The sequence below is a fragment of the Flavobacterium sp. genome (assembly GCF_004295795.1).
Lineage (GTDB): Bacteria > Bacteroidota > Bacteroidia > Flavobacteriales > Flavobacteriaceae > Flavobacterium.
This window is the reverse complement of record NZ_SEBR01000008.1, coordinates 42,905-67,793: the sequence shown is the minus strand read 5'-3', so window position 1 is coordinate 67,793 and position 24,889 is coordinate 42,905. Positions and strand designations below refer to the sequence as shown.

Here is a 24,889-nt window from a genome sequence, read left to right as displayed (position 1 = left end):
ACACTCTAAAATACATTTTAATTCCTAAAACTCCCCGGCCAGTTATGCTCATCAGTAAAATGAACACAAACCACAAGCAACTCAGAACTAACGTCAAGAGAATAGTCGAAGAAGGTTGCAACAGGATCAGCCTCGACCGTCAAACCATCAAATAGATGTTCGGGAGATAAAACAAACTTGAAAAAACAAAGTTCGGGTACATGTAGCGATGGAGCAAGCGTGACATCCTTTTGGTAGCTTACGCCTCTATACTTGGCACCAAGTGCCAGCCAATAAAAAGAAAGGTCGTCGAAGTGTTTGGTTATCTCATGATAATATCCGGTGACATATCTTGTCTGTCGGGTTTCTGGATCTGTCCAAATGTACATGGAGGCGACGCCAAGGCGCATTTGTTCCCTGATAAGCGCTAACTGCTTCTCGGTAATTGCTTTCGAAAAATCATCCATTTTGCTAAGGTAAGGAACACGAGTGAATATATGTCTTAGGAAATAATTCATTATCAAATGTCTAGGCGAATGGGCTGCCTTTATTCTTTTTCCAACTCAAGCAGAACTTTACAACTTCTATGATGAGGAGCAATATCGCATTGAGCATAATAGTAAACGAACGCTTCTAAAAACCCATAATAAAGTCATTGACTTTTTAAAAACTTAGAAAGTTATAAAGTAGTATTGTAACTATTTTTCATTTTCATAAAGTCCGCACATTGTTTTTGGCTTTTCTCGTCGGTTAAATAATCTAAGTGATTATATGATACAAGGCTCAGCGCAAATCCCGGTTCTTGGATTTTCAATTTTTCAATGACCTCCAGAGTTGTTTTTAATGATACCGGTAGATAAACGCCATACCCTGATTCCTGAACTCCTGTATCTAATATAAAAATTGCTTGAAAGCCTTCAAATTCCTTAGTCGTAATGAAGTAAACTCCTTCGTTTGAGCGGTTAAATATTGATTGCCTAGTCCAAAATCCTTCCGGATAAATTTGCTCAGACGGATTCTGTATTTGTTCTCTTACAATGTCAAAAGCGTTGCTTAGTATCAAGGAATAGCCAAATTTTTCGAACGCAAGTATGTATGCTGTTTTGAGTAGCGCAATCTCAAACTTACGAAAATCGACTCGTGAAGTAGGGAACTCCAAATATGGAAGATCATCTTTCCCTGTAGTATTGATGTAGTCTTTTAAATTAACTGGATTGTTAGTAGTCTCTAAATGAGTTATTGTGATTATCCCATTGTCGCCTACATTTACTATCCCATTTACTGTAATGCCTTTATGTGTCACTGTAGCTCGTGATCCTGTATTTGGCAAAAAGGATGTGACGTCCATATCGCTCAGTCGTTCAACCAAGTGAAAATCTATCGCGTGACCGGCCTCATTATTACATTTGCTGCAAGTTAATGTGTTCGATTTGCCCCCAAGAGATTTTGGAGGTGCATCTTCGAGCGTCAGAAATATTTTCTCAGATGTATCTAAACCTTTCTCCGAAAATTGATTAAAACAAATTGGGCAAATATAAGTTTGATCATAAATCAACTTAACATTGTACAATCCTGCTTCCACAAGATTGTGTAACTGCCCTGAATATGCATCGAAAATTTTCTTCCTTTTGATTTGAGCTTTGTTCATTGTTCAAAATTGTTTCTTTTCAAAAAAAGGACCATGTGTCGATTAGCAATAATCGTCAATTGAATCCCCGCCACTCCACTCAAGCCATCTAAGATTGGAAGGCCTGTTATTTTGTCTATTGTATCTATATGGTCTACGACATGTTCCCTCGTAGGCGCCCCACCGTGATATGCTGATGTTACAATTCTATGTACAGGTACAGAAGCAATTTCTAGGTAGCTTGATTTCTCATTAAATTTTCCGAAAGTCTATTGATTATCTAATGGTCGAAATCTAGATCCTCGCTGATATCTGAATACTGAGCCGTTGTCACGAACTGAATAATGTTCTTCTTTGTACGTACACTCGACCTCCAGAGAGATCAAAAGTTTGCTTATTGTATACCATGCCGAAAAAAAATTGGACAAAAGTCTATCAAATTTTGAAAATAGAGTTTGATTGTACATAAAGATTATGCTGCTAGAGTAAATGTTCGACGAGTTACCTCTTACAAATAAGCCAGTTTCCGCGTTCGACAACTTTCAACTAAAGATATCATCAATTACATTTGGGTAGTCGCTTTTAACTTCATTTATTAGAGAAGTTAAAGTAATGAATCTTCCCCCTCCGCCTAAAGTAAGCTTTTCGACTCCAGTATACCATTGGGATCTTCTATTAGAAGAATTAACGAAAATCGAGACATCGCCTCCTGCTCTAGACCATACGTTATCTTGTTCAGGACCTTGTGGGTAAAATTTGACTAACTCATCCACTAGCTTCTTCTTAAAACTCTCAGATTCTGTCTCTGTTTCAAGTGACCTATGTAATTTAAGAGTATTAATCATTTCGAATGTGAATGCCGCAGCATTTGCCGCCGCCGCGGGCTGTGAGCCATTTGCATCAGATTCTTCTTTATTTTCAATTAAATCAGAAATTCCGCGAATTTCGATTCCTTGAGCTGTGTATGGTCTTGCGGCTATCAAAAAGCCATTTCCTTCCATATCTACTGCAACAGCCTCGCTACAGTATTTTTTTATATTCGTGAACGATGTAGCCCGTATTGATGAAACAACTTTCTCACCAGCGGCGATTGGCTGAACAAAGGCATTGGGTTTTGATTCTCCGTCTATATTTTGCGTCCAAACATTTTCCCGCTTTACATGCTTTGAAATTTGTTCTAAAACGTAAGAAGACGGCACCGTATCGAATCGAGGTTTAAATTCGATATCATCTTTTCCGAATTCAAACCCAATTACTTTTGATGACGCGACCACGTCCCCAAGCTTGACATCCTTGATTCCCCCTGCTACCCCTACAAAAAAAGTATAGTCAGGTTTAAAGTACTCAATCGCCCTACCAGTTTCATCCGCTGCACGGACGTTTCCAGCTCCTGCCTCTACCAGCAAGATGGGATATGACTCATTATCAAATATATAATACCCGGAATTGTACATTGATCCAGTCGAAGGGTGAACGACTGGCTCCAGGTCTATAAGATATTTTTTTACGGCATCGAATTCTAGACTCAATGCCGTCATAATCAATATTTTTGTCATTTGATGTATTTTTTTAGTTCATTAAGTTCCGTATTTTGTGGATAATCAGCGATCATCACTTCTAATAATGACCCAACGGTTACGTCACCGCCGCCGCCATTTTTAAGAAGCGTTATTCCAAAACGCCAATTATCTTCTCGAGATTTATGATTGGTGAACTTCCCAGAATCACCTCCGGCTCGTTTCCAAATATCACTGTGGTCAGGTCCTTCAGGATATAGGGATAATGCTTTAGACAGCATTTCTGAATATAACGACTCCACTGACACTTTTTCGCCTATAAGATGTCCGTGCATTAAAGTATCATAAAAGTCTAACCTTACTATGGATTTGCATTTGTTCAAGGCAATTTTAAACGAAGAATAGCGCTTTGCCTTTTCAAAAACCTGCCATGCTGCGCTTTTAAATTGTCTAGTAAGTATAAGATCGCCCAGTGCGGACGACTGTAAATCACTTATCTCACCACCATAATAGTTGATAAAATCCGATAGAAACGAGTCTTTTAAACCGTTTATGTTGGAATACAAAGTAAGAACAGCGCCTATATTTGATCTATTATTACTTAAAAATTCGGTAACGTATAGTTCGCTTCTTAATACTTCCAGAATTTCGATTTCTAAATTAGATACAGCTAAATTGCCTAAAAGCATCTTGTCCATGCAGCCATTGACCGTTGACCGCATAAATTTTTCGATGTATAAATCAGGCATGTTTTTCCAGAGATTTCCGCGATTTGGAAAATCGGATAAATCCGAAAATTGGCTGTCTGAGATCAGGGATAAAATATTTTGTGGAATTGCTTGTCCTTTGGCAATGAAACCGATAACGTCTTCGACTGCAGATTTAAGATTGTCTATTCCGTGCGGTAGATTTGAAGTTTGCTTCAAGCTCAGTGACCATATATTAAGCCAAATCGGATTGGTGGTATCCAAGGAATTTAATAACGATGGTTTTTTGACCGAACGGTCTGCATAGACGCCGCACAACAAGTCGCCTTGATCTTCCAATGCCGCTGTTAGTAGTTTCGTATCATCGAATTTCTCACATACCGACAAAGTCCCTTCGAAGCAATTTTCACCGGTGCTTCGTTCATATGCCAATTGCTTTTTTAAAGCTTGTTCGATTGGCAAATACCTTAATAACAACCTGGCGTAAAGCGAATACCACTTTTTTCCTTTAATGCCATTTGCCACCTTTTCTGCTGCAGCAATATTAATCGTACTCGGTATCGCATCGAATAGGATTTGTTCGTTATTTCTTGTTGAAGGTATATAAGAAAGCAATTCAATCCTGCAAATATCGAAGTTCTCTAGGAGCTGCCATACATTGTTTGAGCAACCCGAAGTCATTGTTTTAAGTACCGTCGAAAGTCCACTTTTTACCGAGGTTGTCCACCAAGTACCGGTATCGCCTTTACTAAGGACGACTAGATCTGCTGCCGATCCTGCGTCAAAATTCACTTCGCTATTAAAGTTTGTCGCAAGATACTTTTGAATTGCAGAATCTAAGGTTACCGAGCCATTTGTGAAGGATTCAAGCGGTAGGTTTTTGAGACTTTTGATGTTACTTTTATCATTATTTGAGATTGATCCGGCGAGATTATCAAGAATTGCCTTTTTTATGCGAATACCAGTATCGCTTTTCGGAGATATTTTTGCCACATTTCGCAGCAGCAATCTCAATTCATCTTGTTGTAAACCTGAATCAATACTTTGATAAAGTTGGAAGGCTTTTACAGTAGGTGCAACGATTGACCAATCCTTAAAATCCACGTTTAGCTCTTTGACAAATTCTTCAAAAGCATTTTCGTCATTCTTAAACAGAATGAATCGCTCAATTTCTGAGATAATTTGAATTTTTTCTTTGTTTTGGTCGTCGACGTGATCCACATTTTTAAGTAAGGATCTTAAATTTTCCTGGAAGTAAATGATTGTCTTTGATCTATCTATAGCCGTTGTGGAAAACCCAGTAGTAAAAGAAAAGTTCTTTTTTAGGCCTGTCGGCAATCCGGCCCAAATTGTTGTTAGCATATCTTCGAATGAAGAGAGATTTCCGGCGAAGATGACTGGATGCTCACCTTCTAATATTTTCTGTAATGTATCTTGGGCATAACGAGGAAAGCTTGTATCGATATCCTTTTTTGAGGTTGCAGAAGGCTCAAGTAACAATGCCTCCAGCTTCCGGCTATTCGAAATCTCGGGAGCCAGAAAACTCAACAAGTCTGTTAAGTTTTTAATGTTAACCAAGTCATCTAAATCGATAATCAGCGCATGTGTGAAAACCATGCCGCCGCGGGCGGCATTCAAATCGGGATACGTTTTGGTTAGAATATATTTTCCGTGTGATGCTGCAGCCGATAAATATGGTTCGAGTACAATTCCTGCCGACAGTGCACCAGGTCGGTCCGTAAAGGCTGTTAAAAATGAGTTTAAAGAAGGCTCACTGATCGTCGAGACTATGCAAGCATGCGATTTTCCTACGTCGCCATAAAAGGCTTGCTCAACACGTATCTGCATATTATTGAAGGAATGATGCTATGGCAAGCGTTAAATCGGATTCTTTTTTGCCGTCGTTCGTTATGATATAACCAAATTTTTCGGGCCCACGTTTAACAAAATCTTTATCTATATTTTTTTTGTCAAGCGTTTTTTCGGTTGCTGATAAACCAATCACGGCTAATGCATCAGGTTGCCAAACATGTGATAAATAGTTCCAAAATAATGGCAGTTTTTCTTCAAGCAATTGTTTTGGCAACTTTCCTTTTGCCTGCTCCTCCATTAAATCATAGCAAGACAAGACAACCGTTAATTTAGGAACTACAATTTTCTGGCGGGTAGGCACTTTTTTTGCATACAACAGAATTTGCATCAGTTCGGCATAGTGAGCAGCGTCGGAAAGTTCAAGGATTGCAGTTGCGGTTTTATTTCTTTCAGCGAGCACTTTCACGTCGGGAATCCCACGATTTATTATGTCTTCTAAGGGGACAATCTCATCTAACCGAATAAAGAGCATCCACGAGTCACTCTTTTCAATCTGGTCTTTCCATGACTTGCCAACACGGCGATCACTCACCATGGCCTTAATTTGTTCACCCCCGTAATCCGGGAAGTTGAAAGAGATTTTTTCCCCAGTTGTATCTTCGACCTCTAATTCAAGAATTTCATTTAAATTTACGTTGGTGTGATCTGCAGCCCTTCCGTCGTTTAAGGCTTCCAAAACCTCCTTGAAGATACTTAAGTTTTCAGGAGGTGACACAATTTTGTAAAAGTCTGACCGGGCTTGTAATCTGCCGTAAAGCTGACCTCCAAAATGCGTTTTACCCACATTTGGACCTCCAATAATCAAAATATTATTTTTATTTTCTGACATATTTATCGCTTTGAAAGGAACATATCCGATGGGTTGTGGTGGCCAACTGGTGGCATAATGTTAGATTCCTTCGAAAGCACTTCTAAAATCCATGAAATGCTTTTAAGAATATTATTATGGAAAATGGAGTCGTCACCTTCGCGGACACTCGTCTTAAATTCCAGGTAGTTCGAAATTGGAGAATTGCGTATATATCCTGAAATCTGTTCGACTATCTCGTCGTCGAGGGGAATGTCAGATTTTGACCAAATTAATCCAAACGGGCGTTCGCTCAAATTTTGCTTAATTCTATCGGCTACCATTTTAATTTGCTTTCGCGATTTTCCCAATTCTTCACCAGAGAGTAATTCGCAGTCAGAAAATAAAAGGAAACCATCGGCATTTTTATGGATCCATACAGCTCCAGCGGCATTTGGATCATTCTGGTTAAAGGCCCAACTGTCGAACCATTCGCCGGGAGCATCCGTAAATATCAATTCCTTTTTTTCTCCTGCACCATTTCGCAACGATAGATGCAATAGCCCTGGGATTCGACCAGAATTACTACTTGTGTGTGGTGGGAATTGAATGCTATTTTTCTCTTTCCAGCTCAGATACCAAGATAGATTTTCCCAGCCACTCAATGTAAGGGACCCCGCAAAATGGTAGTCGCCGATCGTACGCCCGTTTCGCAACAAGCAATAGAGTGTGGCCAAATAAGTTGTCTTTCCTGCGCTGGCGACACCTGTTATACCTATGATAGTAATTTTAGATGTTGCCGACAAAAAGTTCAAATCCTGTAATCCAACTGAGTTGCCAGTCCAAGGTACTCGCAAGTACGATTCAGCATCTGTTTCGCTTTGGGTTTGATCAGAATTGGCCTCGCCCGTCTTTTTATAAAATTTACACTCTGAAAGAATATCGCATCCTTCGTGGTTACATCCCGTTTCTTCGGGATAGCAATCTTCCCTGCTACAATTTCCAGCCATCTTATCGTGTTGTTAAGTACTCTGCCATTAAATCATGTAGCAACATAACGGCGATGTCGTTCAGAGAAATTGTTTCGGATTCATCAATACCCGTATACTGTTTTAACATCTTGGTAGTTGCCTTGCCGTGAACAACTAAACGCAAATAATTGGTAATTGAAATGCGGTTTTCGGAAGGCTCGGCATCATCAAGATGGTGAGCCAACTGGGATTTGTTGTCTTTTATATCCAAGGACTTTAAAAGTTCCTTAAAAGTCATCTTTTCATCCGCTGATTTTTCCACGGCCAAGAATGTGTCTCGGAGCAAAAAATCAACACTTACCGGCACAATGGCTGGTAATTGCTGATATAAATCATGAGCCATAACAAATGGCTGGATGAATTTATTAGTGGTTCGGTAGCTATTTCCCAGAGATGTCGAATACATAGTTTCCTTCCACCACAATAATTTGCTTCTCCGCTCGACGGCTTCAATAGATGTAAAGGATGCTTTAAGTGTATTATCAAGCGAAGCCTTAAAATCTGTAAAAAACTTATTTATAGGCGTTTCAAGAGAAATTGGCGTAAGCGATTTGCTAAATTCATCAAATGAATGTTCTACAGCAATTCGTATGGCCTCACTTGCCTTTTCTGAAAAGTGTTGAGACCAACTCGATCTTCCTCCGTGTTCTGGCCCATGACCAGATGGGTCATTTTGCGCAGCAACTAAAAGGGCTGATGTCAACCTTTTGGAATCTACTTTAGTTTTTTCAAATTTCAAACCGCTAACCTTCAGGGTAGGTATTTTCAATTCAGGTTGTGCCGATTCAAGCGACCACTCTTTGACGGCATCTTTTTCAGCAGTTTCTCCAAGTTCATACAAAATTTGCTCGACGATTGCTTTCTCCCTTCCCAATTTGGCAAACGGATAAAAGTTCGTGGCTGTTAAATAAATAATCCTTGCAATTTTGGGGTCTTCTGCAGCAATATCATAAAGAGCGTTGAGAATGACTGCGCGGAGCAACGGTATAGGTCTCTCGGTAAATTTTGAGCGGAGCGCTTTCCAATGGTTTGATACCACTGTTTCTGTGTCGACCAAAACTTGTTCGGTATCTGTAATTTGCGGATCCAGGGCGACTAAGGTATACGAAATAAGAACTTTTTTGTCTGCAATCAATTTTGCACGCAAATTCTCGATCGATTTGGTAATATGTTCCAGTCTCTCGTCATTGTCACCAATATCCAACAGACCAGCTTGAAGGAATGGCTGAAGTAATTTACTTTCCATATATTGTTATGTTTGCTAAAAAAAATAGTTTTATAATTGTCGCCTTCGAGAAATGCACAGAAATTTAAGCTAACGTTTGCGATAATGACATAATCTGTGCCTTTAAAATGAAACTGCCATAATTTCCTAACATTTTTTAATAAAACATTTGTAATATTTAGGAACTGTCAATTTGGCATTCAAATTTTAAAAGGCAATTTGATTTGACTGAAACAATAATTTTCTAAATGAAAAGATGCCTTTCAACATCTTTTTTTTAATATTTCATTTTTTCATACGTACAGGCGGCTTCTAGGGGGGAGTATTGCCTGGTGTTGACTTGTTATCGTTGCCTTCTGTCTGGTTTACCGGATGAGTCTGCGATTCTTTTAGGTCCTGGTTTAAGTGCCATGATATTTATTATTAATATGTAACGATTCAAATTTATTATAAAAAGACATGAACAATTACGGGAAACCATAACCCCAAAAATATGAGCGTTATAAAAGTTTTATAAAACAAAAAAGATGCCTCTCAGCATCTTACTAATCCATTCCTAGATCGATTTTAAAATCTAACAACTTTTTCGGTTCTACATCTAAACCTTTTGCAATTTCCAAAAGCGTCGTAAACGCAAGATTTCTATTCCCCCGTTCAATTTCACTCAAATTGCTCTTTGTTAAGTTAGTTCTGGCAGCAACCTCATCTTGACTTAAATTCAAACCTTTTCGGATGCTTCTGACGTGAGCACCAAATTGAATTAGCCTTATGTCTTTTGGTTTGACCATAAAACAAAAAGCGTAAAAATTGAAGAAAAAAATGTTATAAGAACTTATAACAAAACAATTTGATTTGCTATATTCGCACAATTCGAATGCGTTAGGTCGTTGACTTTGCACCGAATTAAATATTTTTGCGATTCTTCATACTAAAAATTGAAGCATTCGCTTTGAATCTTGCATCAGAAAACTGGTAATTTTTATGCACGCAAGAGGATAAGTGACCTGCTCACGACCCGGGCGTGGGCTCACTTATTTGCGTGCGGGTATACCAGTGCCACTGATGCGATAAGCTGAGTCCCACGCCTTTTTAATACCACACCGCGTAGGCTCATTTAATTGCACTAACCCAATTAAACTGGAAATGCCTATGACCAAAAACTAAAAACTATTTACTGTTCGCAATCGATTTCGTGACCAAAAATCATTGCGCGTGAGTGAAAAAAAAGCCCTCTACCACGTCGTCCAAAACAGATAGAGAGCCAAGCGAAAAACAAAACAAACGTTTCATTTAACCTTACCAAAGTATGAAAAACTTTTCATTGCGTAGGGCGGCACTGCTATTGTTGTCGCTGAGCGTAGCGGAACATGCAAGCGCATCCGCTTTAGAATGGCGCTTACCACCACCAAAAGGCTTGCAACAAGCGACCCAACAAATCCTCATGGGAATGGTGACCGACAACCAGGGCGCGCTATCCGGAGTCACAATCGCTGTAAAAGGCAAGACAGCCACTACCATTACAGACAACATGGGAAATTTCAGTATCGCGGCAACTACCGATGATACGTTAGTGATTACCTACGTAGGCTACAAGACCCAGGAACTAACGGTACGAAATTACGAGCCGTTGGTAATCAATCTTGAGGAAGATGTTACCGCTTTGCAGGAAGTGACGGTAAATGCCGGGTACTACAATGTGAAGGAAAGCGAGCGCACGGGCAGTATTGCCAAAATTTCTAGCAAGGAAATTGCTACCCAACCGGTAAGCAATACTTTGGCCGCCATGCAGGGAAGGCTTGCAGGTGTCAACATCACCCAAACCACGGGAACGCCAGGAGGTGGTTTCAATTTGCAGATTAGGGGGATTAACAGCCTGAGGGCTGACGGTAACGCGCCGCTATACATTATCGATGGAGTGCCGTATTCGTCAGAATCCATCGGCTATGTTCAAAGCAACACGATACACCCCACGACGACCAGTCCGCTCAACAACCTGAACCCAGGCGACATCGAGAGTCTTGAGGTACTTAAGGACGCTGATGCGACCGCGATCTACGGTTCGAGAGGCGCGAACGGCGTGGTGCTCGTGACCACAAAAAAAGGCAAAAAGGGCAAGACGACATTCACGGCCAACATGTCTAAAGGGATAGGGGAGGTGACAAGATTTATGAAGCTCATGAATACAGAGCAGTACTTGGCCATGCGCGCCGAGGCCTTTACCAATGACGGCTTTACGACAATTCCTGCGATCGCTTATGACATCAACGGAACGTGGGATCAAAATAGATACACGGACTGGCAAAAGGAATTGTTGGGCGGCACTGCCGAGATCACGAATCTCAGTTCCTCGCTTTCAGGTGGCAGCGAGTATACGCAATTTATGATAAGCGGAAACTTCAACAAGGAAACAACGGTATTTCCGGGAGACTTTGCTTACAAAAAAGGAAACATTCGCGTAAATCTTAACCACACCTCGACAGACGGTGATTTCAACGTGAACTTTTCTGCGGGTTACACTTTGCAAGATAACGACCAACCGTCTCGCGACCTAACGGCCGCCGCCATGAGTACACCGCCAAATGCGCCAGCCTTGTACACTGGAGATGGCGAACTGAATTGGGAAAATAACACCTTTACCAATCCTTTGGCATCGCAATACGGGAAGTCGCTTGCCAAGTCGAACGACCTAGTTTCGAACATGGTCTTGTCCTATCGTTTGCCGTTAGGTTTTCAGGCCAAGGTGAATTTGGGCTATACGAGTTTGAATCATAAGGAGAGGAACACGACACCCTCTACAATCTACAATCCATCGTTCAATTTCACACCGAGCTTTTCCTCGATTTTCGTGAGCCGCACCGAAAGGCAGTCCTGGATCGTGGAGCCGCAACTGGATTGGAAAAGGAATTTGGGAAAAGCCCGTCTTGAACTCTTGGCCGGAAGCACTTTCCAAAAGCAGGACAATGGCCAACTGGCACTAATGGGAAGCGGGTTTCCCTCGAACAGCCTGATCTATAATCTTGCGGCGGCATCCTATACGCAGGTTATGCTGGACAACGAATCTGAGTACAAGTACCAAGCGATTTTTGGCAGAGCCAACCTCAATTGGGACAAGCGGTTTATCGTGAATTTTACAGGAAGGCGAGACGGTTCGAGCCGTTTTGGTCCGGGCAGGCAGTTCGCCAACTTTGGTGCCGTAGGCGCAGCTTGGATATTCTCGAACGAGCAATGGTTACGGGATAATGCTTTCCTAAGTTTTGGCAAGCTTCGCGCAAGTTACGGCACAACCGGTAACGACCAGATTGGCAACTACCAGTTCCTGAATACCTTTTCTACCACGGGCATTACATACGAAGGTATCATAGGCCTGCAGCCAACGCGGCTCTATAACCCTGATTTCGGGTGGGAAGAAAACAAGAAACTCGAGATCGCACTCGAGACGGGCGTGCTGAACGACCGAATTTTCTTGACTTGGGCATGGTATCGCAACCGCTCGTCCAACCAACTCGTGGGAATCCCGCTTCCGGCCACCACGGGATTCAATTCGTTGCAAGCCAATTTGGGTGCCGAGGTCGAGAACAGCGGCGTTGAACTTACGCTTAGGACAATCAACATAAAGCGTGATAAGTTCTCGTGGACGACAGACATCAATTTTTCCACTTCGAAAAACAAGCTGCTCTCGTTTCCGGGGCTTGAAAGTACAAGCTACGTGAACCAATACGTAATTGGGCAGCCGCTCAACATCGTAAAGGTGTTCAAGTATACGGGACTCGATCCGCAAACGGGCATCTATACCTTTGCGGACGTGAACGGCGACGGGATAATTTCCGCTCCTGACGACAGGCAGACCATAAAAGACCTGAACCCGAAATTTTTTGGAGGAATACAGAACCAGATTCGATATGGACCCGTACAACTCGATTTCCTTTTCCAGTTCGTGAAACAGGAAAACTACAATTCCAAAGCAATGTTCGGGCGTCCCGGAACAATGAGCAACCAACCCGCCGAGGTGGTCAACCATTGGTCACAAGCGGGAGACGACGCGCCATATCAAATTCTGACGGCAGGTGCGAACCCGGCCACGAATGTTCCTTTCTCGCGTTTCATTGCCAGTGATGCGGCCATAAGCGATGCTTCCTACATAAGGCTCAAGAATGTGTCATTGACCTATGACGTTCCCAAACGATGGACGGGTAGCGTAGGCTGCCGCGTTTCACTACAAGGGCAAAACGTGCTCACTTTAACCTCTTACAAAGGAGCCGATCCCGAATTCCGCACACTAGGATTCACGCCGCCTTTGCGCGTGTTCACTGCGGGACTTAACCTCACACTTTAATAAGAAAATCATGAAAGAGTTTTTATATAAAAGAATGGCGGCGGCAGTGACGATTTTGCTGCTTATAGGGTGCGACAGTTTTGTGGAGGTGGATATGCCAACTTCCCAACTTACGTCCCAAGGTGTTTTTCAAAGTACGGCCACGGCCAATGCCGCAATGGCTTACGTCTATGCCGGTTTGCGGGATAACGGAATCGTTACCGGATCCCCAACGGGAATCTCGAGCTTGATGGGTGGCTATGCAGACGAAATGGACTATTATGGTCTGGCAGGAACAAGCTTGGATTTCTTTTTCAACAACAGTTTGCTCGCTACCGAACCACAGGTAAGTACATTGTGGTCGGTGAGCTACAACCAAATTTATGCCGCTAATTCCGTCATTGAAGGCGTGGGGGCAGCATCGCCCATTCCGCAGGCCGACAAGGACAGGCTTAAAGGCGAGGCTTTATTCGTAAGGGCTTGGCTGCATTTTTATCTGGCCAATCTTTACGGAGGTATTCCTTACATCACCACGACCGATTACGCGGTCAATTCCGCCGTATCCCGACTTTCAGTCGAACAGGTTTATGCACAGGTTCGTGATGATTTGGAGCAGTCCCTCGCTTTATTACCGGAGACTGCCGCCGGATTTGGCCGTACAAAACCGGATAAGTGGGCTGCTCAGGCATTTCTCGCAAGGGTCTACCTGTATTCAGGGCAATGGGCAGAGGCTTCAAATGCGGCTTCGGCAGTACTGAACAACACCGCACTTTTTGGTCTCAATCCCAATTTGAACGATGTGTTTTCGGTTTCGAGCAACGAGACAATTTGGAAATTGGCGCCAATCTCAGGTACGGCAAACACGCTGGAGGCCGCGACTTTTATTTTCTTGGCGGGCCCGCCACCTAATATGGCATTGACAACAGAATTGATGAATTCTTTTGAACCCAACGACGGGCGGGAAGCCGCTTGGACTAAAGCCATAACCAATGGAAGCGAGATTTGGTATCACGCCTTCAAATACAAACAACAAGGCATAAGTTCTTTTTCGATGGAAAATTCCGTAATGATGCGCATTGGTGAGATTTACCTGATAAGGGCAGAAGCGCGTGCAAGACAGGGCGAGCTTACGGGCGCAAAAGAAGATTTGGATGCCGTAAGACTCCGTGCCGGACTTGTGGCCACGACAGTAGTTGGGCAACAGGCTATCTTGGATGCCGTGCTGCAGGAAAGAAGAGTGGAGCTTTTTACCGAAATGGGACACCGCTTTTTTGACCTGAAAAGATTTGGGATAGCTGATGCGGTGCTAGGCGCAGTAAAGCCGAACTGGGATGCCACCGATGTGCTTTTGCCAATACCCGAGACAGAGTTGCTGCGCAACCCGAACCTTGGTTCCCAAAATCCCGGATACTGATATGATTGGATCTTACAGACGAGAAAAGGCCAGTTTCCTTTGGCTTTTATTTTGGTTAGTTAGTAGTGCCTGCCCCGCAATGGGGCAGGTCAATCCAAAAAAGGTATTGACCGAGGACGACTACATATTGTGGGGACGGCTCTCTATGGGCAGGATGAATGCCGAAGGGAGTTGGATGAGTTGGCGGATGTTGTATGAGGATGGCACCAGTATGCTCTATGTAGGGCGAACCTCAGGTAAATCATTGCCTAAGGTTTTTGCTAGAGCAACCAGGGAAAGTTTCGTGGGACGAAAGCAGTTCGCCTACTGCGACCCGAACAACCTGCTTAGAGTACTCGACTTGGAAAAAGGCGGGGAATGGGAGAAAGCAGGAATTGTCGCTTATGAGTGCTTCGACAAGTTTGGATTGCTTCTTTTGCAGAAAGACGTACAGTCAGGGTTGTCCCAACTTGAAATCGTTGATTTTAAAGGACAGCGCAAACTGGAAATTGCGAACGTGGAATCATGGACGGTGAATCCTGAAAAAAACAAGATCGCTTTGGTTCTCAAGGAAGGGGGCGCATCGCATTGCGTGCTATTGCGTCTAGAAGATTTGGTTCTCAAAAAAGTGTCTGCTTATCTTAACGGCGAAGTGCAAATGCCGGTGTGGGACAACTATGGCAAGTACTTGGCGTTTGCAAATACCGCTCCTGAACATCAGGCAATTTATCTTTTTGACACGACAAGCGGTACACTAGACAGTATGGCGGCAAATGGCAAAGAAATTTTCTCGGACGGAAGGACGATTGCCAACAGTTTCAATTTGCAGCTAAGGGTAAAAGATGATGGTTCAAGTGTTTTCTTCAATACGAAACGCGATAAAGGCCGGATGAAGAAGTACAGCGATATGGTCGAGATTTGGAACGCGAGCGACAAGCTCGTTTACCCGGCACAAAAAATTCTTGATGGAGCACCTGAGTTGCTGATGGCGCAATGGGATGTAAGAAAGGGAAGTTGCGTGCTTATAGCCGACACCAAAACGCCGCTCACGGCTTTGACGGGCAATAAGGATTTCGCGATCACGTGGGATGATGATGCGTACGAACCACATTTTGAACGAAATGGCCCTGCAGATTATTACCTAACTGATCTGAAAAGCGGAATCAAAGTGAAATGGCTTACCAAGATGCCTTTTACGTCTGTGCATCCGTTGTTGAAAGGTAATCAGATCGTGTATCGTGACAATGGATGGAGGCTTTTTGATCCTGCAAGAAAGATCGTCACCGAATTGGACATTCCGGATTTTAAAGAAACACCAAACAAGGCCATAAATTTCCAGTCGCCGGCCTCGGACTTAAATGGAAAGTACCTTCTTACCAATGATGGATTCGATATTTGGAAACTGGATATGAACACTTTAAGGAAAGTTCGACTTACGCATGGAAGAGAGAAGAACCTAACCTATTCGCTTCCGGAGAAGAGCGACAAAATAGACAACACGGGTGGCTTGCGTGCATTGCGCTGTTTTGACCTGTCAAAACAACTGGTACTCCATGTCCGCAATCAGGACGGCAGTTTCACAGGCTTGGCCATGCTGCATCCGGACGGTCGCGTCACACAAATAGCTCATGGCCGGGAAGGATATCCCGAGGTAATCGCAAATGCAGAAAAAACCCACTTTGCATTCGTCACAGAATCGTTCGCGACATCCAAGGCAATCAAATCTTTTGTCAGCGGAAAAACGACAAAAATATTTCAAAGCAATAAGCAACAAAACGAATACTACTGGGGACATGCGGAACTCATAAAATATAAAGTTGGCACAACTGAGTTGCAAGGAATACTCTATTGCCCAGAAAATATAGAGAAAGAAAAAAAATATCCGCTTGTTACCGATGTGTACCAAGTGCAAAGCGATAAGTTGCATACTTCATTTGCGCCAAGCCTCATAAACTTCACAGGTTTTAATGTTGCCAATCTAGTTGCCAAAGGCTACTATGTGCTTTTGCCTGATCTCGCTTATGGCTGGGGAAATACGGGTATGGATGCCACAATTTGCGTCAATGCGGCAATAGATACAATACTTGAAGGCTATCCGGTAGATACCGACAAGTTAGGTTTGATAGGACATTCTTTCGGGGGTTACGAGACGGCCGCAATCGTCGGTTATACTAATCGATTCCGCGCTGCTGTAATGGGTTGTGGTGTTTCTATTGCAAGTAGTATGTATCTGCGCGTAAACCCAAACACTTCGAAGCCGGAGTACTGGCGTTTGGAGCGCGACCAATGGAAAATTGGCAAAAGCCTTTTCGAGAACAAGAAGGCATTTGACGACAATTCGCCTGCATTCAACGCTGAAAAAATCGTAACTCCACTGCTTATCTGGACAGGAAAAGAAGATAGGCAAGTGCTTGCCGACCAGTCCTATAATATGCATTTAGCGTTGCGAAGGCTTGGCAAGCAGAGTACAATGTTGATATATCCTAATGAAGGGCATTCAATTGTAAAGCCTGATGCCAGTAAGGATTTGACAAAAAGAATTGAAGAATGGTTTGATCACTTTTTGAAAGGTTCGGAATCAGACTGGATAAAATAAAATAAAAAGCGGCTCTCAGGAGCCGCTTTCAATTGTTTACGGCTCGAAAACCGTGATGTTGCATGCAACATTAACGTTGGGTTGATGCCAAAGCTGTTGCGTAAATGGTGTACCGTCAACGGTACAAATCTGACCTCCTGTGTCCGCGCACATTTTTACGTACGAACACGGCTGAAGGGGATTGCCTGTTAGGCGATATCCTGCCAATGGAGCCAAGGCACCTTTTGAATCGGTTTTGGCTGTTCCAACTGCTCCCGCAGAGGCAAGAACGAATGCCGCAACCGGCAAAATCATTTTTACGATGGTCGTTTTCATAATTAAAAAATTTAAAGATTGTGATCTACTCTTTTACAGGTTTTCGATCTGATCCCTGAACCGGGCCCGGTGTATCTTGATAATCGCCCAACAGATTTCTTTTTAGGTCGTAGCGGACGATCCATTTTTCATTGATTAGGTAAATCTTGTCATCGATCACCTTAAAACTGTCAAGGCTGTTGCCATCGATGTCGTAAAGCGGAAAGCTGAAGCGGTACGAGCCGTCGCGAATATCATACACATCGATTATACTGGCTTGTTTCCAAAGTTTGTCTACTTCCTCTTTACCCGGAAGCATTGAATTCACAAAAAGTAAATTTTTGTAGAGCGAGGCGCGGCGGTTTACCAATAAAGGTGCTTCGCGCATTTGTCTTAGACCTTTGCGGTTTGTTCCTACCTTGACGCGGGCTCGGCTAATAGTGTCGATAGTTTTTCCTTGCCGCAACGGTTGCAGATTGTGATCGGATACCACAAATTGATTACGGTAGTAATACAAGTACACGAATTCATTTTCGTTGGTGAGTAATTGACCATCGGTGTCAAATGTGCCGTCAGCTTGTCGAAGCAGTAACTTTTCATTGTATCTCGAGTCTTGCGATATTGAAAGTGGTTGCAGTCCCAATAAATTATTACCCTGCTTTGAAAATGTGCGCACGGCCAAATTATCACCAAAAAGTTCTGCAAGTGTAAACCGCTTCCTATTGGCAACACTCCTATAAGCAATCCAATCGTTCACACTTCCTTCAAACACATATGGAACTGTTCCATTGATAAGATAGAATTTGCCTTTTCGAACCCTTACTTGGGCAGAGCTGAAAGAAATTTTTGACTTGTCAAGTTTGATTTCCCTTGAGCTGAAATTTGAGAGATTGTAATCGCAGGACAGCAGGTGTAAGGGCGCTGTAACGTTTCCCAGATATATCAGCTCTGAATCAAATCCCGCAATATAGTAGCTATTATGAGGTAATTTGGCTTTGGATATCTGTGTTACTGACGGATGTGGATAGCGACGCTGGAATCTGTTTTCATAATGCACGATGCGCTCTGAAATCAGGAAAAGTTTTACTGTAATCCCACTACTGATAAGCATTCCGAAGGTCAGTACTGCAATCCCGAAAATCTTTTTGTCATGAAAGAACTCCTTTCTGGCTAAGTAATCCAAAGCAACAGCAATTAACGCAAAAATGACAAAAACCAAGTTGAAGTAGAAGTGTTCGAGCCAACCCATTTTTTCGAGAATGCCCCCGCAGGAACAAGGAACATGGGAAGCATAATTCATGATCAGGTAAATGTAGACGGTGAACGCGACCATCAAATTAAGTGAGCCGAACATTCCTACAAGCCTTGTTTTTGGAAAGGCCAGTAAAAGTGCCAGAAAAATTTCGATCGAAGGCACGACCCAAGCAAGCCAATCTGCATGACTGGTAAGAACAGGAGACATCGCAAGTTGGCGGTGAAATGCCGAATAATCCAGCAGTTTGCTTATCGCCGCGTAAATGAACAGCACTATGTACAGCAAGGCTATTCCTTGCGCGAGATTGTTTTTCAGTTTCATTATTTGCTTTGTTGGTTATGTAAAGTTGCCGAATCGCAAAATCACCGAAGGCAGCAATTGAGGACGAAGTTTATGCAATACGGCTGAAGTTCAATCTTTTGAACGGTTGACGCTGCTTGGGGTGTATCCGAATTTCTTGCGGAAAGCTTTCAGGAAAGTAATGTAGTCATTGAAGCCGCTCATTATAGCGACAGCCTTGAGCGTAATATCTGTTTGCTCGATGATCATGTGGGCGCGTTTCAGACGTTCTTCGTTGTAGAATTGGTAGATGCTTGTATTGAAGAATAGCCTGAAGTTATCCTTGAGTTTGTATTCATTGGTATTGAAATGAGAGGCAAGTTTGGTAAGCGTCGGTAGTGGTTTGTCGAGATTGTCAAGGATATAGCGGTAAAGATTTTGAGCCAGTGCGGTATCGTTTACCGGAGCTTTCGCGTTTTGGTTGATTTCGGCAATCTCATGAAGCAACGTAGTGACGGTACTCACCAGAAATTGGTCAGATTCAATTAGCTTGCTTATTGAACAAAATGCGGGCTGAATATGCTGGCCGTCTATTTCAAATTCAAGACGAACCGTCTCAAGGGATGCCGGAGCGTTTCTTATTTCAAACTGAAGTTGTTGCCAAACTTTTTTCGAGGCAGGTGTAAGCAAATTTGCGAAAGGTTGATTCTTTATTAGCGCAAAGCTGGAATGCAGTAACGTTATGGCGTTATCTGAACACGCAACGATGAGCAGTTGGGAATCGAGCAGAAAGGCCGCATAGGTTACATTCTGATAAGTGTAGAAGGGTTGTATTTGTCCTGACTTTCGAAGAGAGAGCTGCATTTGTGCCGCGAAAGTGTTGAGGGAGTCGCTTAGTTTACCTATATCGTCCTGACTGTCTTTGGCTATACGAAAGCCGAGGTTTCCCGTAGAAAGCTCAAAAAGCATTCGGTACAGCTGCCTGATACGCTGGTAATGGTTTTCGTCGTGCATGGATATAGTGGTTTGTTTGTACCAAGGGAGTGGGACAAAGCTATATCGGGAAGTTGGGTTTTTATAAATGTTTACTAGTCAATATGCAAAATGACTACTTGCAGAATTTGTGATCTCAGGTTTTGAGCCATAAAAAAACCGGGCTAGCGATAGCCCGGTTTATCAAAATTAAGATGCATCTCAAATCATTGGATGCGCTGGTATTCTAGTTAAGCCAAATGGCAATCCACCTTTTTAGATCCTTTGTCGGGCGACTGCACGCCGCCTGTTTCACTGGCGCAACCAAAGGGTTCACCTGCATTCATCAAAAAATGGATGTCATAATCGATAAGGCAATCTGACTTTTTACCGTCTGGTGGTAGTTTTACGCCTCCGATTTCGGTCACTAACACAGTTGAAACATGAACAGCAACGTTTCCTGAAGTTTCAGCCTCCAGCGCAAGATCAAGTTTTTTTCCTGCATCGATGGTCACGCCTCCTCCGGTGTCTTGGGCAACTTCCTTCCCCAACGGAAGGGCATTGGGAACAGGACGAGAACAATTCAGGAATGGCAGCGCGATGGTAGCGCACATCAATAACATTTTTAGATTTTTCATGGTATAAAAAATTAAATGGTTGCCTACTTTCAGATTGTTTTAGGTCGCTGTTTCGACTATTCCGACCGACAGTCTAGCCGTGAGATCTCAATACGGCAGTAAAAAACTGTTTATGGGTTGGGCTAAAACGCCCGCAAAATCAAGATTGATCGTCTGCTGTTGGCTTGTTTAAACCTTTTGCATTTTGATTGTCTGCGTTCAGTAGATCGATGTAGTTGTTGAACTCGATCAAGCGTGACATACTATTGTCTTCGATTGTGAGCCGAGGAAGTTGCACGAACGTTTGGTTGATAAAGTCAGTTTTCATATTGGAAAACTCCTGATCAGCCAGTGTCAATGCTATTGCCGTCGATTTATAATTGCAGTAGAGAGAAATTTCGCCCAGGTCGATTTCTAAAAATTTAACCTTGTTCTGTGCCACTGTTTCCAGTTGACCGTTGACGACATCGAATATTATTTGCCGTTCAAACTTTTCCATGGAACGTATGGCTGCTGGGGCAGGAGAAAAAGTAAGACGGAAGCGCTTGAGTTTTTTTTTGTTGCGAACTTGCTGCTGCTGTGGCGGTAGTAAACCTATGAGGTACAGTTTGAAAAGTTTCTGATTTGGTGCAAACAGCAGTACAAAAGAAGTATTTGGCAGATAAAAGTCAAGATGCCACTGAAGCCACCCTAACCAGAACAGTTGTTTTTCAAAACGAAGATTAGGAAGTTGTGTTACGATTTGTTCGTTCACAAAGAACCAATGCAGGAAGTGCGCAAGTTTATAGTTCATGATTGCTGATGTTGCGTTACTGAAAGTGGTGCTTCTTAGATTTCTCGACTGGCCGAGGCCGTATTTACTTTGTTTTTCGATAGCAGTAGTTCGACTTCGTTGACATCGTAGTAGATGATACCGCCAATTTTGGTATAGGGTAGTGTGCCATTCAGTCTAAGGTTTTGGAGCGTTCCGCGGGAGATATTGAAGATTTTCCGCACGTCGGGTGATTTTATCCATTTTTGTTGTGGATTGTTCCTGCCTTCCAAAAGTGTCCTGATCTCCTCTAGGAGAATATTCCGGAATTCGTACAGGTCTTCGCGGGTAATTACTTCGATAGCCATAGTGCAACTGTATTGATTGTGCTACAAAAGTGTCCCTATCAAAAACTTATATATCCCAAGACGTACCCAACTTGGGAGAAAAAAAATAACTCCTGCTTTGTGCCATAAAAAAAGCGGAACATCGTTCCGCTTTTCCAACAAGATTGTTGTCGCATTCTCTAACTGAGTTCCGTTTTTCTGGCAGCGACGGCCAAGGCGAATGCATCGACCTCTTCGATTTCTCGAATCACTCTGGCCAAATCCATTTCCTTTTCGAGCAAAGCGGTAATGCCATAACTCTGGATTCGCTGCTCAAGCAAGAATCTTCTGTATTCAAGCCTGACCAGCTTGTCTACCGCATCTTGTTTTGACGGGCCTTCGGGAAGTACTGAAATGATGGTTTGCGTGGCGGAAATTTCCACCATCAGGCCTTGCATGTCGCTCGCAAGTTTCACAGCCGTTTCAGAGAAACGGGACGTGATGCGTTCGTCAGAAAGCTGTTTAAAGGCCAAATCGGCTCTTTCTTTGGTTGCCAATGACAGTAGCGCGTCGCAATCAGCGATGGTGGCTACATTCTGAAGTGAATAGTTCATGTTTTCAAAATTTAAGATTGTGTCTACTTTCAGTTTTTTAGGTCGCTGTTTCGACATTTCCGACCGGCAGCAATGCCTTGAGATCTCGGAAAGCAATTTAGATTTGCCATCAGCCAAAGACTAAAAAAAAAACACATTTGATTTGTGCCGGAATGCTGTGATGTGAGCATTTTTAGGAGGGTACTAATGCACATTGATTATCATTGGCACATTTTGATCCTTCACTCAAAAATAACTTAAAGGTTGTTTTGCCATCAATGTCTTTTTGTGGCTTGAGAAATATGGGAAAAAGAGATGTGAAAAGAACAGGATGGGGTCTACTATCGAATGAGCCTCGTATCGAATGGAAATTTGACAGAACTGATTATGCGTATCATTTTAAACTCAGGATGGCCAGGATTGATAAGCAAATTGTAATCGCCTTTGGTTACTGCAGAAGGAACTTGCATAACGCAAAACTTTTTCTCGAAGATGAACGCATCGCCAATGGCTTGCGTTGTGATTGAATGTGGAAAAGTATCCCGGTCAGGAGGTAGGGAATTTTGCGGCAATCTATAAGTTGAGGTATCGTCGGGTATATGTATGGTAATCATCATATAGTCGGGCGGAAGCGTTCCAATTGACATGTGTACAGCCACTTCTGCCATAGCAAGTGACCTGTTTGTGGCCATGTAGATCATCTCTATTCCCTGTGAATTCCACCGAGCGCCTTTTAGCGCTGCGCCATAACCTGATAGTACGGATGCATATTTCGCAGTAGAAAGTCTGTAGGCTTCCATCAGGAAAGTATACCGTGGTCGATTCTGGTCAATTCCCCTACGACCAATTCCTTTCCATAGGAATCTTTAAGAAGTTCTTTAGGCTTATTGCTGCCCAAGGCAAAGCTAGGCGTGTTTAGCCACAACTTAAATTTTTCCACATCGCCGAATACGGATACACCCAAATTTGTCACTTCTGCCAGTTCAATAATTTTTTCAGAATGGATAGGCTTGAATTTGCTTAAGTCCTTTTTGTAGCGTTGCAGTGATTTTGTCGATATTGAGAGATAATCAGACCAGTCATTTTCCGTAAAAGGCGTGTAGTCCTGGATGTTTGCGAACAAGGAATAGGGAATACCCTCGCGGATGACTTGTACGACAAGCAATTTGTGATTGAAAAAGTCGAGGTAGCCTACGCCGTCTGCAAAAGGCATGGATTCTTTAATAATTTTTGAGCGTGTAATCACTTGATGGATTTCGTTATCAAGTTTCTGTTCCATTGTAGTCGACATTGTCTTCATAGTATTGAAATTTAGACATTTGTCTGTAAAAGTCAGACAATTTTCCTGAAATCAAAATTTTATGGTCGTATTTCATTGGCGCATCGGCTTGCAGTATTATCCCTGTTTGGCACTAATCATGGTTAGACGGATTCCGATGATCCGAATATTGTGTGGTGTTGCGAAACGTCTTTGACTTTTATTTTGCAGATATTTAGATTTTCAGATCGGGATATAAAATAATCGCATCACCTAGAGATAAAGAACGGGATTGAGGCGCGAGGTTGGGAATCACTTTTGAAGGAAGGTTCATACCGAAAGAACTGAAGCAGATTCCTAGCTACTCCCTTTTTGGAGGCGGGAAGTTTGATTGTTATGAATTAGTGTTCACAAGGGTTTGCTTCAATTTCTGAATATTCAACTAAAATAAATCTGTTAATTTTACGCAAAAAACTTGTGTGATATTTAGGTGTGATTTAAATTTGTCAAAAAAAACAAGAAGATGGATCCAACAATTCACGATAAAATTATTAGCATAGTGTCGGCGTCCTCAAAGGCGGCCAAGGCCGCCGATGCTTCTAGTTGGGCAACGTCGATGATGGAAACATCTGCAAAGGTTAGCAAGATTTGTGAGACGGTTTTGAAGGTGCCTGATGTATCAACTCAATTTGTGGATTACATCCAATTTTCGGAAAAGTGGAAACAGCTTATTGCTCCCCAACACATTAAAGACGTTAACCAACTTGTCAGCTTAGATTTTCACAGTTTTCCGAGTTATGGTATCACGCAATGGAAAGATATTGCATCCATTGAAAACCTAATTCAAAGTAATGTATCGGTTAATGATGTCCTCGCTAATAAATTTTGGGTTGACAAATCCCGCGAATTATCCAATCTTCAGATTCTTTCAGAAAAAGCTCATAGAGAGCTAGAAGAAAAAAAGAAGGTTGAATCGGAAATTCTCGATGCGCTTAAAACAAAGCTGAAGGTTCAGGAGCGTAATGAAATCGCCAAACCGTATACATCTGACAGTTCTCGCGTTTTTTCCTTTTTAGAAGAATCCGAAACCACTTATAATCCAAAATTCATAGTTAGTAGTGAGTATCTCCTTAAAAAACTATCAATACTTGGCGAAAACATAAATCTTGCCGACCTCTATGAGCCGCACCATTATAGAGTAATCAGTGAAGATTTCTACAATCGACTTTTGTCTCTTGAAGCAGTTCAAGAAGACATTAAGGAAAATTCCAAATTCATCGAATTTGTTGATTTGTTCGAGAGAATCCTTTCAAGAGTGGTCTCGGTTTTCCAAATCAATAAAAGAGATTTTATAAGAAGAATCCAAAACCTAACATTTAAAAACCTTGATGATTATCACTCAACGCCAGTAATATCCCTTGGATATTGAGGCGAATTGAAGGCGTTGCCTTGATATGGGAAATTTGAGTTTGAATAGACCTTCTTTCAACAAAAAATT

The 24,889-nt window shown here is 42.5% G+C and carries 21 protein-coding genes; 4 read left to right on the top strand and 17 right to left on the bottom strand.

The annotated features are described in order from the left end of the window. Window positions 1–17: 17 nt before the first annotated feature. From EOO49_RS08740 to EOO49_RS08705, 8 genes are all read right to left on the bottom strand, one after another. A complete protein-coding gene (locus EOO49_RS08740) occupies window positions 18–446 on the bottom strand; it encodes a hypothetical protein (protein WP_290844728.1) in 429 nt (142 codons plus the stop codon). A gap of 212 nt (window positions 447–658) precedes the next feature. Next, complete coding sequence (locus EOO49_RS08735) at window positions 659–1,627, bottom strand: hypothetical protein (RefSeq protein WP_290844726.1); 969 nt, start codon at window positions 1,625–1,627, stop codon at window positions 659–661. 521 nt (window positions 1,628–2,148) lie between these two features. Next, window positions 2,149–3,162, bottom strand: a complete 1,014-nt coding sequence (locus EOO49_RS08730) for a hypothetical protein (RefSeq protein WP_290844724.1) — start codon at window positions 3,160–3,162, stop codon at window positions 2,149–2,151. Further along, entirely contained in the window at window positions 3,159–5,678 is a 2,520-nt protein-coding gene (locus EOO49_RS08725) for a hypothetical protein (RefSeq protein WP_290844722.1), read from the bottom strand. Before EOO49_RS08725 ends, EOO49_RS08730 begins: the two co-directional genes overlap by 4 nt. Window position 5,679: 1 nt before the next feature. Beyond that, window positions 5,680–6,531, bottom strand: coding sequence for a hypothetical protein (locus tag EOO49_RS08720; protein ID WP_290844720.1), 852 nt, complete (start codon window positions 6,529–6,531; stop codon window positions 5,680–5,682). A gap of 2 nt (window positions 6,532–6,533) precedes the next feature. After that, window positions 6,534–7,499, bottom strand: coding sequence for a hypothetical protein (locus EOO49_RS08715; RefSeq protein ID WP_290844718.1), 966 nt, complete (start codon window positions 7,497–7,499; stop codon window positions 6,534–6,536). Between the two features lies 1 nt (window position 7,500). Continuing rightward, complete coding sequence (locus EOO49_RS08710) at window positions 7,501–8,766, bottom strand: GTPase-associated system all-helical protein GASH (protein WP_290844716.1); 1,266 nt, start codon at window positions 8,764–8,766, stop codon at window positions 7,501–7,503. A 524-nt stretch (window positions 8,767–9,290) separates the two neighbouring features. Next, window positions 9,291–9,533: a helix-turn-helix transcriptional regulator gene (locus EOO49_RS08705; RefSeq protein WP_290844715.1), complete on the bottom strand. Its 243-nt coding sequence runs from the start codon at window positions 9,531–9,533 to the stop codon at window positions 9,291–9,293. A gap of 626 nt (window positions 9,534–10,159) precedes the next feature. Here EOO49_RS08705 and EOO49_RS08700 point away from each other — a divergent pair. The 3 genes from EOO49_RS08700 to EOO49_RS08690 are packed head-to-tail and all read left to right on the top strand — an operon-like array spanning window position 10,160 to window position 17,046. Next, on the top strand, window positions 10,160–13,078 hold the full coding sequence (locus tag EOO49_RS08700; protein WP_290844714.1) for a SusC/RagA family TonB-linked outer membrane protein: 2,919 nt from the start codon (window positions 10,160–10,162) through the stop codon (window positions 13,076–13,078). 10 nt (window positions 13,079–13,088) lie between these two features. Further along, window positions 13,089–14,471, top strand: coding sequence for a RagB/SusD family nutrient uptake outer membrane protein (locus EOO49_RS08695; protein WP_290844713.1), 1,383 nt, complete (start codon window positions 13,089–13,091; stop codon window positions 14,469–14,471). Between the two features lies 1 nt (window position 14,472). Next, the gene (locus EOO49_RS08690) at window positions 14,473–17,046 is read left to right on the top strand and encodes a prolyl oligopeptidase family serine peptidase (RefSeq protein WP_290844711.1); all 2,574 of its coding nucleotides are present in this window, start codon (window positions 14,473–14,475) and stop codon (window positions 17,044–17,046) included. A 36-nt stretch (window positions 17,047–17,082) separates the two neighbouring features. Here the strand turns inward: EOO49_RS08690 and EOO49_RS08685 are convergent, their stop codons facing one another. The 9 genes from EOO49_RS08685 to EOO49_RS08645 form a co-directional block, all read right to left on the bottom strand. Then, on the bottom strand, window positions 17,083–17,361 hold the full coding sequence (locus EOO49_RS08685) for a DUF6520 family protein (protein WP_290844709.1): 279 nt from the start codon (window positions 17,359–17,361) through the stop codon (window positions 17,083–17,085). Between the two features lie 25 nt (window positions 17,362–17,386). Beyond that, window positions 17,387–18,916, bottom strand: coding sequence for a DoxX family protein (locus tag EOO49_RS08680; RefSeq protein ID WP_290844707.1), 1,530 nt, complete (start codon window positions 18,914–18,916; stop codon window positions 17,387–17,389). A 90-nt stretch (window positions 18,917–19,006) separates the two neighbouring features. Then, on the bottom strand, window positions 19,007–19,888 hold the full coding sequence (locus EOO49_RS08675; RefSeq protein WP_290844705.1) for a helix-turn-helix domain-containing protein: 882 nt from the start codon (window positions 19,886–19,888) through the stop codon (window positions 19,007–19,009). Window positions 19,889–20,097: 209 nt separating this feature from the next. Then, on the bottom strand, window positions 20,098–20,484 hold the full coding sequence (locus EOO49_RS08670; protein WP_290844703.1) for a hypothetical protein: 387 nt from the start codon (window positions 20,482–20,484) through the stop codon (window positions 20,098–20,100). A gap of 139 nt (window positions 20,485–20,623) precedes the next feature. Further along, window positions 20,624–21,256, bottom strand: a complete 633-nt coding sequence (locus tag EOO49_RS08665; protein WP_290844701.1) for a hypothetical protein — start codon at window positions 21,254–21,256, stop codon at window positions 20,624–20,626. Window positions 21,257–21,291: 35 nt separating this feature from the next. Beyond that, a complete protein-coding gene (locus tag EOO49_RS08660; RefSeq protein WP_290844699.1) occupies window positions 21,292–21,582 on the bottom strand; it encodes a helix-turn-helix domain-containing protein in 291 nt (96 codons plus the stop codon). 158 nt (window positions 21,583–21,740) lie between these two features. Next, window positions 21,741–22,154 carry a hypothetical protein gene (locus EOO49_RS08655; protein ID WP_290844697.1) on the bottom strand — a complete coding sequence of 138 codons (414 nt, stop codon included), beginning with the start codon at window positions 22,152–22,154 and terminating at the stop codon, window positions 21,741–21,743. Between the two features lie 320 nt (window positions 22,155–22,474). Beyond that, window positions 22,475–22,933, bottom strand: coding sequence for an RES family NAD+ phosphorylase (locus tag EOO49_RS08650; protein WP_290844695.1), 459 nt, complete (start codon window positions 22,931–22,933; stop codon window positions 22,475–22,477). After that, on the bottom strand, window positions 22,933–23,433 hold the full coding sequence (locus EOO49_RS08645; RefSeq protein ID WP_290844693.1) for an antitoxin Xre/MbcA/ParS toxin-binding domain-containing protein: 501 nt from the start codon (window positions 23,431–23,433) through the stop codon (window positions 22,933–22,935). The genes EOO49_RS08650 and EOO49_RS08645 overlap by 1 nt, the downstream gene beginning before the upstream one ends. A gap of 481 nt (window positions 23,434–23,914) precedes the next feature. On the opposite strand from EOO49_RS08645, the gene EOO49_RS08640 reads away from it, so the two are divergent. Next, window positions 23,915–24,820: a hypothetical protein gene (locus tag EOO49_RS08640; RefSeq protein WP_290844691.1), complete on the top strand. Its 906-nt coding sequence runs from the start codon at window positions 23,915–23,917 to the stop codon at window positions 24,818–24,820. Window positions 24,821–24,889: the final 69 nt, after the last annotated feature.